At 69.8% G+C, this 11049-nt stretch carries 7 protein-coding genes; 2 read left to right on the top strand and 5 right to left on the bottom strand.

Annotated features, from left to right (window positions below):
* Positions 1-19: 19 nt before the first annotated feature.
* The 5 genes from AB0D57_RS32190 to AB0D57_RS32170 all read right to left on the bottom strand — a co-directional run bounded on the left by AB0D57_RS32190 (position 20) and on the right by AB0D57_RS32170 (position 9155).
* On the bottom strand, positions 20-1987 hold the full coding sequence (locus AB0D57_RS32190; RefSeq protein ID WP_362081003.1) for a PIG-L family deacetylase: 1968 nt from the start codon (positions 1985-1987) through the stop codon (positions 20-22).
* A gap of 35 nt (positions 1988-2022) precedes the next feature.
* Entirely contained in the window at positions 2023-4896 is a 2874-nt protein-coding gene (locus AB0D57_RS32185) for a stealth conserved region 3 domain-containing protein (protein ID WP_362081000.1), read from the bottom strand.
* Positions 4897-4904: 8 nt separating this feature from the next.
* A complete protein-coding gene (locus AB0D57_RS32180) occupies positions 4905-5870 on the bottom strand; it encodes a hypothetical protein (RefSeq protein WP_362080997.1) in 966 nt (321 codons plus the stop codon).
* Positions 5867-7552, bottom strand: coding sequence for a stealth family protein (locus tag AB0D57_RS32175; protein ID WP_362081073.1), 1686 nt, complete (start codon positions 7550-7552; stop codon positions 5867-5869). Before AB0D57_RS32175 ends, AB0D57_RS32180 begins: the two co-directional genes overlap by 4 nt.
* A 490-nt stretch (positions 7553-8042) precedes the next feature.
* Positions 8043-9155 (bottom strand): hypothetical protein, encoded by a 1113-nt coding sequence (locus AB0D57_RS32170; RefSeq protein ID WP_362080994.1) that lies wholly within the window; start codon positions 9153-9155, stop codon positions 8043-8045.
* 324 nt (positions 9156-9479) lie between these two features.
* Here AB0D57_RS32170 and AB0D57_RS32165 point away from each other — a divergent pair, with 324 nt between their 5' ends.
* On the top strand, positions 9480-10577 hold the full coding sequence (locus tag AB0D57_RS32165; protein ID WP_362080991.1) for an LCP family protein: 1098 nt from the start codon (positions 9480-9482) through the stop codon (positions 10575-10577).
* Between the two features lie 101 nt (positions 10578-10678).
* On the top strand, positions 10679-11044 hold the full coding sequence (locus tag AB0D57_RS32160) for an NTP pyrophosphohydrolase (RefSeq protein ID WP_362080988.1): 366 nt from the start codon (positions 10679-10681) through the stop codon (positions 11042-11044).
* Positions 11045-11049: the final 5 nt, after the last annotated feature.

The raw sequence follows: 11049 nt of genomic DNA, 5'->3' as shown, positions 1-11049 counted from the left end.
CTCTTCGTGCGTCAGGGACTCACACGACCAGCCATGGGCCGAACTCGATGGACCCGGGGGCGATTTGGCGGGAGACGGCCAGGCGGCCGTCCGCGCCGAGGACGGCGATCGTGGCGCGGCCCAGCGCGTCGAAGGCGGCGGCGGGCGCGCCGACGGTCGTGCCGCCCAGGACGGTCGTGGGCAGTTCCTGCCAGGGCTGGTCGCCGGGGAGGAAGCGGTAGGCCACTCCGCCCAGGTCACCGCGTGTGGCGACGAGTGTTCCGGACTGCGGAGTCGGTCCCGCCGCGCAGGCGATCGCGCCGAAGCCGCCGCGGCCCCCGATCGAGGTCGCCGGCTGGGCCCAGCGTCCCCCGGGGGCGTCCTCCTCCGCCATCAGGAGGCGGCCCGAGTCGGGCTGCCGGTAGACGGTCATGACCTGTCCGGTCGGCTGGACGACGGCCGCGGCCGGTCCGCTCGGCACGGTGAGCCGAAACCTCGGGGCCCTGCTCAACGGCTCGTCGAGGGAGCTCTGCGACCAGTGGAACACCCCTTCCCGGCTGGCGGCGAACACCTCCACATGGCCGTTGTGCGCGGTGATCGCGGTGGGGCCCTCCTGAAGGTCGTGTCCGCGCAGATCGGTCCACTCGCCCCAGGAGCCGTCGGTCTCCTGGATGCGGCTGTGCAGTCCCTGACCCGCGTTGCGCACGAACAGATGCAGTCGGCCCTTGCCGTCCCGGGTCACCGCCGGAGCGCCGAGGTGACGGTCGCGCTGCGGATCGCCCGCGGACGGGTTGCCCAGGGTGATCCAGCCGGGAAACGCGCCGTCGGGCTCGGCCTGTTCGAGCAGGACGATCTCCCTGGAGTGCGCGTCGTCCGCGGCCAGGTAGGACAGGCGTTCGGCGAAGATCTGCCACCGGCCGTCCGGGGTGAGGCTCACCGCGAGAGAGGGCGCGAGCGGCCCGCCGCCGAGGAAGAACGGTCCGCGCCACTGGTCGCTGCCGGGCGCCGACTCCAGCCATACCGCGGCCTGCTGGTTGACGACGGCGAAGGCCGTCAGCCGGCCCCGCCGGTCGGTGAGCAGCCAGTTCGCCCCGCTCGGATGGCGTGGGGTGGTGCTTTGCACCCAGCCCGTCCGCCGGGAGTTCAGGCCTACCGCGTAGTCACCGCTGCCGGCCGGGTCACCGCAGTCGTAACCGTCCGCCACGCCGTAGACGTTGAGGAAGAACTCCTTCAGCGAGACGGCCTGCGGGCTGAGGTTGTGCGGCCACCGTTCGTTGTAGTAGCCGCGGAACGCCTCCACCGCGAACGTACGGTTCTCCGCGGGCCCCTGGTACCGGTCCAGCGCGAGCCAGGAGAAGAGGGCGGTCGCGGTGTGGTCGCAGTGGTCGGACAGATCGCCGTGGTCGTGCCGCTGCGGGAACTTCTCGTCGTGGACCAGACGGTCGGGGTCGGGGTCCATGGTGCGCACCAGCGTCGGCCGGACGATGCCCATGATCTGGATCAGCGTTTCCACCAGACCGGCGCGCGTGTACCCGTACTGCTCGTGCACAAGACCGCCACTGACCACCAGCGTCGGAACCTGGTCGGTCTCCTCGTGCCAGAGGACGTGCAGGCTGCGGGGTGGCCCCTCCGGTGTGCCGTGCTGACGGATGTTGAGGAAGATCAGCGTGACCCAGGGCGCGTCGGCGAGCGAGTAGACCTCCGCGACCGCTCCGCCCACCGTGGACAGGGTGCCCGACGTCCAGGCCCTCGTACGATCGCCGAACAGCATGGCGGCGTAGGCGGCCTTGATGCCGTTCTGCCGTGCCTTGGCGTACGCCGCGCGGTCCTCCTGCGGCGGTGTCAGCTGCCACGGCCTGGGGTTCAGCCCGCCCGCGTCACCGCTGGTGAGGTACACCGTGGTCGTGGGAGTGCCGGCCTTCAGGCCCTGGAAGGTGGCGGGGTTCATGAAGTAAAGGTCGTCGTCCGGATGGGCCACGATCTGCAACACGGACGCGGGACTGTTCACGCTGTTGCTCCTCCCGACGCCGGGAAACGGTGTGGTCACAGCGGCCATCCCGGCAGATAGCCCGCGTGAGCACGTTGATTGCGCGGTGATCCGGTCTCGAACTGGCTCGGCACCGGGAAGTAGCTCGGCAGGAAGGCGGCGAGGATCGCGTCCTGCTCGTCCGCCGGGACGTCTCCGTCGTGGTAGTCGTTCAGACAGAACACGTCGTGCGGGCGCACGGTGAGGATCCGGTTCAGTCGCGACTTGTGCTCGCTGAGCCCGACGTTGACGAATCCGCACGAGATGCTTCCGGGCACACTGCGCAGGGTGTGGAAGCCGAAGTAGTGGTGCAGCGAGGACGCGATGGACACATCGCTGTGGCTGCGCAGACGGTTGGCCGCGGTGACCGCCACCGCCTGCTGGTAGTGGCTCTCGATGTCCGCCAGGACACTGCGCCGCAGCGGGTGCGGTGCGTGCAGGAACGAGTGCACCAGCGTCTGCCCGAAGGACCGCTCGATCAGGGCCCGGTTGTTCTTCGCGGCGCTGATGTTGAACTCGTCCTCGGACGACGCTGCGGCCATGGGCACGGCCGTGGGCGACATGAAGTGCTTCGCCTGCCCGTTGCCGAGGAAGAACATGTCGGGACGCACGGTCCGGCCGACGAACACGTCGTCGTTGAAGTAGAGGAAGTGCTCGGCCAGGCCGTCGATGCGGTGCAACTGGCTCTCGATGGCGTGCGAGTTGTACGTGGGAAGCGCACCCCGGTCACCGAAGATCTCCGTGTGGTCCACGACCCGTACGCGGGGATGGGAGAGGTCCAGCCAGTCCGGCACCTGCTGGTCGGTGACGAGGTAGATGTTCCGGATCCAGGGGGCGTACATGTCGATGGACCGCAGGGAGTAGCGGAGTTCGTCGCGGTCCCGGAACCGGGCCGCGCTGGTGGCCGCGTCCTCGGTCTCCATGCCCATGGCGGCCAGGACGGCGTTCTTCCGTTCCAGCCAGGCGACGTCGGCGCCGTTCACCCAGGTGTAGACGGCGTCCACGGGAAAGGCGATATCGCCGTGCAGCACCTGTCCGAAGGCGCCGATCGTCGGGTAGGGGCGTCCGCCCAGGGTGAGATTGCCCCGGTGCATGGCGCTGTTCGGCACCCGGTCGCCGATGAGGGTGCGCGCGGGGGCCTTGAGGTAGGTCTCGTCCTCCGGATCGTTCTCCCAGAACGAGATGGTGCAGCCGTAGACGGCCCCCAGGCGCAGGATGCGCGACTGCGAGACGACGTTCTGGTACACCCGGATGCCCGAGGTCGCGGAGTCGCAGTGATGCGCGACAAGTCCGGCGAGGACGGTGGCCACCGTCTGCTGCCCCTCGTTGAGCACCGCGGTGTACACGGCCTCCTCGGCGTACCGGTCAGCGAGGGCCTTGAGGACCGCCTCCTTGTGGAGGGCGTGCACGGCGATCGTGTGCCGTACGAGGTGATCACGCACCACGAGGTACGGGATGTCCGCCCCCTCCAGCGCGTTCGCGGCCAGCGCCAGGTTCTCCTGCACGATGTCCCAGGGAGACTGCCAGTCGAGCAGACGGCACAGCTGGCCGCCGTCGCGCACCAGGTCGCGCTTCTTCTTGAGGAGGCGTTCCTCCAGCGCGCGCTGGTCCGTGGAGCGCACCGTGCTGGCCGGGGCGGGGGACGCGGCGGCCACACTGCCGTCGGGGCCGCTGTAGAAGGCGTGCACGGCCTGCCGTTCGGCCTTGGCCACGGCACGGCGGCCGGTGTCACGCTCCGCGAGGAGTTCGTGGAAGATCCGCTCCCACTGCGCGGTCACCACGCCGGGTGAGAAACGGTTGACCGATGCCAGGGCGGCGCCCCCCATCCGCTTCCGCAGCTCGGTGTCCTCGATGAGGAGCAGCAGCGCCGAGACCAGGCCGTCGGTGTCCCCGGGCGGTACGAGGATCCCGGTCTGCCCGTCGATGACCACTTCACGCGGCCCGTTGGGCGAGTCGTACGAGACCACCGGGACGCCCGCCGCGTGCGCCTCGGCGAGCACCAGCCCGAACGCCTCGTTACGTGAGGTGAGCAGGGCGATGCTGGCCTTGGCCCATTCCTCGGCGAGATGCTTGGAGTTGCCGTTGAGCTGGACGCAGTCGTGCAGACCGAGCATGTCGATCTGGCGGCGCAGGGCACCGCTGAGCGGCCCGTCACCGAAGATCCGCAGCTGCCAGTTCGGGTGGTACTGGGCCACCGTCGCCCAGGCGGTGACGGCGTGGTCGATCTGCTTCTCCGAGACCAGCCGGCCCGCGATCACCACCGTGCGGGTCTGCAGGGTCGACCTGGGCCGGAAGCCGCTGGGCAGGGCGTTGGGCACGATTTCCAGCCGGGGTGCGGCCGCCCCGAGGGTCTCGGCGAACCACTCCCGGGTGCGCTCGCTGAGCACGGCGAGGGCGTCCAGCCGGGCGGCGTACCGGCGCAGTGGTTCACCGCTCGTTCCGCGCAGTTCGGAGACCCGGTGCTCCTGGTGGACGGTGATCACATGGGCCGGGGCCAGGTGGACGGCCAGCGCCATCAGGGCGGGGGTCGTCGTGATCAGGATGTCGGTGTCGGTGTCCTGGAGGGCGAGTTCGAGTTCGACATCGGACAACCGGTTGAAGGCCGCCTCCCAGGACCGGTCGACGATGTGGCTGGGTTGTGCGGCGAGGCCCGCCCATACCGAGTCGTCGACCTTGGTCGGGCGCAGCGGGCGGGGGGCGCGTCCGGTGAGGTCCACGAGGTAGTCGACGCGGACGCGTTCGTCCGGGGTGAAGAACTGCGCCGACTTGCTCTTGAAGACACTGAGCACCCGGACGTCGTGCCGGGTGGCCAGCTCCGCGGCCTGGTTGAACACCGCTCTTTCGGTCCCGCCGACGGCATCGGCCGTGGTCAGCAGGAAAGTGATCTTCATCTGTCGGTTCAGCCTGCCTCGGGCATGCGCGTGCAGGTGACTCGGAGATTTCCTGCGGGGGTGTAGCGCGGGTGGACGATCAGGGGCGGGTGGCCCTGGGGGGTGATGGCCATGCTGGGCATGGCGAAGACGCGCAGCGGATTGCGTACGTCGTGCAGTCGTCGCCCGAGGCGCATCGACTGTCCGCTCCCGTCGCGCAGTACGACGTCCCAGTGCTGGGGTCGGCCGCGCCTGGGCGCCATCGCGTCGAGCGGGACGTCGACCCGGAAACCGCCCGGTTCGATGACGCCGACGGTCTGCTCGATCCGGTGTTTCGAGGCGACGAACTCCACCCATGGTTCGTCGACCCGTGTGCCCAGCACGCGGAAGTCGACGGTGATTCCCGCATGGGTCATGTGCACCTTGGTCACCTCGACGGCGGGCCGGGCAGCGGCGCTGACGACCCGGGCGTTGCCGGTGACGGACTGTCCGAGCCGGTGGCGCGCGCCGGACACCGGGGACGCCGCCATCGGCTTGGTCGGCCCTTCGTACGGGACGGGCGGCTTCAGCAGGAGCAGCGCAAGCGAGCGCGAGCGGCGTCCGGAGTGCACACGCAGCCGCAGCTTCCATCGTCCGGCCTCGACCGGTGCGCCGCCGAGTTCCGCGCCCAGCAGGACCGCGGCGTCGGCCAGGATCTCGCCGGCGGGGCCTTCGTAGACGCGCGCCTCACTGTGGTGGCGACGGCGGCCGCGGCGCAGGACGATCTCCGCCCGGTCGGGCAGACCGGCGGAGGGCGGCAGCACCGCGTGCAGATTCACGGTCTGGCCGTCGAGGATGGCGGCGTAACGCAGGTGTGCCTTGCGCTTCTTGCGCAGGGGCACGAACAGACGCGACATCAGCCAGGTGCGCAGGGCGACGGCGCGGGCGCGCAGTCGGCGCCGCGGGGCGCCCGCCCCGCCACCTGTCGTGGCGGGGCCGGTGGTACGTGAGGTCATGAGCCGATGCGTCCCAACTCGGTGGCCCGCACCGGCCGCGGCGCCACGATGCCGGAGGCGGTCTCGTACGGGCTGGGCACCGGGAAGTAGGCGTTCAGGAAGTTCTCGACCATACGGTTCTGGGCCTGCGGGTCGGCGGCGGTGACGGTGTCGTTCATACAGAAGGTGTCGAAGTTGCGCTTGGCCAGGAGGGTGTTCAGCCGGCGTTGCGACAGCGGGTCGGCGAGGTCGACGTAGACGTAGCGGATGTCGCCGACCGTGGCCCGCGCCGAGTGGTAGGCGTAGTAGTGGTGCAGCGAGGAGGCGATGGGCACGTCGTTGGGTGACCGGAAGCGGGAGTGCTGGGTCACCCGGTGCGCCTGCGCGTAGACCTGCTCGATCTCCGCGAGCACGCTGCGCCGCAGGGTGTGGGGCGTGTGCTTCATCTTCTGGGAGATGACGGTGCCGAACTGCTGGGCGATGAGCCCGCGGCTGTTCTTGCCGGCCGCGTTCACGGGCAGGTCCCCGGTGCTGGCCCGGCCGGACGGGATCAGGGCCTTCGACTGAAAGAACTTGGTCAGTCCATTGGGATGGAAGAACTGCCCCGGTTGCACGGGACGGCCGAAGAAAACGTCGTCGTTCAGGTAGAGGAAGTGCTCCGAGAGGTCCGGGATGTGGTGCAGCTGGCTCTCGATCGCGTGGGAGTTGAACGTCGGCAGCGCGGTGGGATCGGCGAAGATCTCCCGGTGGTCCACCACCCTGAGCCCGGGGAAGGACGTGTTCAGCCACGACGGCACCTGACCGGCCGTGACGAGGAAGATGTTGCGCACCCATGGGGCGTACTGGTGGATCGAGCGCAGCGAGTACATGAGTTCGTTCCGGCTGGTGTACCGGGAGTCGTTCGCCGCCTGCTCGTGCAGGGGTTCCCCCGAGGCGCCGGTCAGCTGGCGGCGAGTCGCTTCCTTGCTCGCCCGCCACACCGGGTCGGAGTCGTCCACCCAGGTGTAGACCACGTCGATCGGGAAGAGGTGGTCGTCGGGGAGCGCGGCGACGAACTCGGGCACGGTGCGGGCATGGCCGGTGGTGTACACGGCCGGTACTGCGCTGAAGCGATTCTGCTCCACCTGGCAGCGGCCCGCGTCCACCGGTATCTCGGTCACCACGCGGTTGGGGCGCGGCGCGACCAGGTAGCCGTCCTGCTCCGTCCAGAACTCGATGTCGCAGCCGGACTCCTGACCGAAGACCAGGTTTCCCGTGGGGTCGCAGACGTTCCACGCGACGCGCAGGACGCGCTGTCCGCGCAGCGCGCGCCAGTTCGCGGCGGAGGCGCCGGGGCGCATCTGCCCTGGCGCGAAGGTGCCGACGTATCCGGGATTGCACCCGAACGCGATCTGCAGCACCTCCTCCAGGTCGGCCCGCTGACCTGCGGGGACGGCCACGCACGGGGTGAGTGACGCGGTGCCGCGCACACAGAAGTAGTCGATCTCGGCCTCGTCGAGTACGGAGACGAGGATGTTCAGGTTCCGCGCCCGAGCGGCCCAGGCGGTAGCCCCGGACACCTCCACGGCCCGGATGTGCTTGCCGCCCACCCGCACCACACGGAGTCGGCCGGCGGGCGTGTGCCGACCGGCCGTACGCCGCCCGCCCAACGCCCGGATCACCACGGCGGAGCGCACCACGTCGGCGAACGCCAGCGAGCGCATCACCGTGGTGCGCAAGGGGCGTGGCACCCGCCGCACGATCCGGCGCCGGGCCCCCACGGGCACCAAGGATCGATATGTCGACACGAGCGCGCTCGCCTCGGGATTGTTGAGGCTCACCTGTACTTCCGCACCATCCAGATCAAGGCGGGCGCAGACCGCCCAGCCGTTTGTCGGCGTCACCGCCACCCCATGCGGGCATCGGCCCACCGCCCCCCGGCGGCGACTCCGACTCCCCTCCCGGTCCGGCCACCACACCCCCTGTGTGGTGATCGCCGGGATCGGTCGCGCAGTCTTCCCTGCCCGGGCAATTCCCCTGACTTGCCCCTGTCTTGCCTACGCCTAACCTGCGCCTACCGATCGGACAGAATATTTACATCTGTTTCTCAAACTGTCCAGAAGTAATCCATCTCTGTGTAACTTCTGTCAGAAAGCACACACCTTCGAAGACGAATCGTCACACAGTGGAAGCAGCCGGGCCCGGCGCACCGCGTCAGACGCGCACCCAGTCCAGGAAGGTCAGCCCCGGCTCGGGAGCCTGTCGGGCCACACGGAGGGCGCCGTCCGGATCGAGCGCGGCGATGACCACCCTGCCGTGGGCGTCGCACGCAAGAGCGGGCGCTCCGAGACAGGCGACCGCCGTGTCCACCCACCACAGCCCGGCCGACTCGGACTCCGTACCACAGACGCCGACCAGGACACTGCCACTCGCGCCCCGATGGGCGATCACCGTGCAGTCGTACCCGTCGAGCACCGTGCGCAGCACCGCGTTGGGGCCGTCCCCGGGACTGCCGCCCAGCGGAACGGTCCAACCGCCGCGCCGATGGCAGACGAGCCCCGTCGCCGGGTCGGTCCAGAAGTAGGTGAGCCGGCCGGGTGCGGTCTCCAGCACGGCGACGGACCCCGGCAGCGGGGCCGGCCGCACATCATGGGACCGCTCCAGCGGACCTCCGGGTTTCGGCTGGATCCAGTGCAGGGCCGCCTCACGAGCGGGAGCGAACACCTCGACATGGCCGCTCGACATGGCCGTCGCCGTCAGCCCGTCCTGGACGTCGGTGCCCTGCAGGTCGACCCAGGGCGCCCATTTGCCGGTCTTGCTCTCCCGGCGCAGCATCAACCCGCCGCCCGCGTTCCGCGCGAAGACGTACACCGCGCCGGTGGCGTCCACGGCAGCCGCCGGCGCACCGAACCGCAGCACCTTCTCCGGCTCACGGTGCGGGTTGCCGAGCGAGCGCCACTCGGTGACCGCACGTCCCGTCTGGTACTGGATCGCGTGTACGACGTCCACGGCGACCCGGCCGTCCGGTCGCCGCCGTTCGCGCCGCCCCAGGAAGTGCACATACGTGTCGGCACCCTGAGCGACGGCGAGATGCGTGAGGTCCGCGACCGGATGGAAGACGGGTGGGGACCACTCGGGTCCGCCGGGCCGCGTCTCGGTCCAGCGCAGCAGCCCGCCCCGGCACGGGACGTACGCCGTGAGCCTGCCGTCCTTGCCGCGCACAAGCCAGGAACCCTCGGCCGTACCGGCAACGGCGCGCGACGCGGCATCCGGGCCGGACGAGGCGGAGCGACGCCGCTCCACGGTGCGCATGGATCGACCCCGCATGACGAAACCCCCTGAAGAACTCTCCCGGCCTCAACGCGGGGACGTGGAATTCTCACATCATATGCACACCAGTTACACTCCCCCGGACTCAGGCCAGGGGGGCTCAACACCGCGCCGAGAGTGGGGACATCACGGGACATAGCGACCTCATCGAGGGCGCATCCTGTGATGTGGATCACCGGCGTACAACGCCCGGAGGGTGTCGCAGGTCTTGTCCAAGTCGGTGGCAGGTCCAACTACCCCGACGGCGACGCGTGCACAGGCCACAGGCCCGGGCCCCGAACGCCCCTGGCCCCAGCGCGAGAAAACGAGGACTTCAACGCGATGACGACTCAAGCCGTCGAGAGCCCGAGCAGGTCGCACCGGTCCCCGAAGGGCCGCAAACCACCACGTCGCGGTCGCCGCACGGGCCGGTGGATCCTGCTCTCGCTGGCGGTGCTCGTGCTGGCCGGAGCCGGCACGGGCTACTGGCTCTACAGCGACCTCAACGGCAACATCAAGGGCGTCGACATCGACAAGGCGCTCGGCGACGACCGACCCGAGAAGCTGCCCACCTCCGGTCAGAACATCCTGGTCCTGGGATCCGATTCGCGCGCCGGCGCCAACGCCGCCCTGAACACGGGCAATGTCTCGGGGGCGCGCTCCGACACCGCCCTGGTGATGCACATACCCGAGGGCCGTACGAAGGCCGTCGCCATCAGCATCCCCCGCGACACGCTGGTGACCCGCCCCGAGTGCACCAAGTCGGACGGTTCGAAGCTCGCCTCGGCCGAGCGCGTGATGTTCAACTCCGTGTACTCCCTGGCCGGTCCGGCCTGTGTGGTCAAGACCGTGGAGGAGATGTCCGGTGTGCGGATGGACCACTTCGTGGAGATCGACTTCGCCGGCTTCAAGGGACTCGTGGACGCCATCGGCGGGGTGACCGTCACCGTCGACCAGGACATTCACGACACTTCCAGCGGCCTGGACCTGACGGCCGGCACCCACAAGCTGAACGGCACCGAGTCCCTCCAGTTCGTACGGACCCGGCACGGCATCGGGGACGGCAGCGACCTCGGACGCATCGGTCTCCAGCAAGAGTTCATGATCGCCCTGCTCTCCGAGATCAAGAAGCAGGATCTGCTGGGCAGTCCGACGAAGGCGTACAAGATCGCCAACAACCTCACCGAGTCGCTCACCACCGACTCGGGACTCGCCTCCCTGACCAAACTGGCCCGCTTCAGCCGCAGCATGAACGGCGTGGACCCGGCAACCATGGAGACGATCATGCTGCCGGTGGCCTACGACAAGACCGACCCGAACCGGGTGGTGGCGGCCGAGCCGCAGGCCACAACGCTGTGGAAGGCGATCCGCACGGACGCGACGATTCCGGAGTCGGCGAAGAAGTCCCCGGCCACCGGTGGGACTTCGTCCTCTTCCTGACACGGCTATGACACGGTTCTCGTGTCGGCCGGTGGGACGGACGGGTGACAGTGGATTCCGGGCCTGCCCCGTCTACGGCTCACGGTCAAGGAGAAAGCGCCATGACGACCCTCGTGATCATCGACGCCGCCAACGTCGTGGGCTCCGTCCCCGACGGCTGGTGGCGCGACCGCCGGGGTGCCACGGAGCGGCTGCGGGACCGGCTGGCGGCGGACGGGATCCCCGGTCGGGAGGGTGCCTTGGAGATCGTGCTCGTGGTCGAGGGTGCCGCCCGGGGCGTGGAGTCCGTGCCCGGGGTGCGGGTCGAGGCGGCCACCGGCAGCGGGGACGACCGGATCACCGAGCTTGCCGCCGAGGCCCGCGGCCGCCCCTGCCTGGTGGTGACCGCGGACCGCGAACTGCGGCGCAGGGTCACCGAGTCGGGTGCCGAGGTCGCCGGGCCGCGTACGGTCCGAGGCGAACCCTGAAGCAC

Origin of the sequence: Streptomyces sp. NPDC048275 (assembly GCF_040652275.1) — a bacterium.
In the GTDB taxonomy this organism is placed as follows: Bacteria; Actinomycetota; Actinomycetes; order Streptomycetales; family Streptomycetaceae; genus Streptomyces.
This window is presented reverse-complemented; position numbering and strand designations above follow the sequence as displayed.

Coding starts and splice junctions, on each gene's coding strand:
- AB0D57_RS32180 (WP_362080997.1), bottom strand. CDS start 5,870: ATGACCTCACGTACCACCGGCCCCGCCACGACAGGTGGCGGGGCGGGC.
- AB0D57_RS32175 (WP_362081073.1), bottom strand. CDS start 7,552: ATGCGCTCGCTGGCGTTCGCCGACGTGGTGCGCTCCGCCGTGGTGATC.
- AB0D57_RS32170 (WP_362080994.1), bottom strand. CDS start 9,155: ATGCGGGGTCGATCCATGCGCACCGTGGAGCGGCGTCGCTCCGCCTCG.
- AB0D57_RS32160 (WP_362080988.1), top strand. CDS start 10,679: ATGACGACCCTCGTGATCATCGACGCCGCCAACGTCGTGGGCTCCGTC.
- AB0D57_RS32185 (WP_362081000.1), bottom strand. CDS start 4,896: ATGAAGATCACTTTCCTGCTGACCACGGCCGATGCCGTCGGCGGGACC.
- AB0D57_RS32165 (WP_362080991.1), top strand. CDS start 9,480: ATGACGACTCAAGCCGTCGAGAGCCCGAGCAGGTCGCACCGGTCCCCG.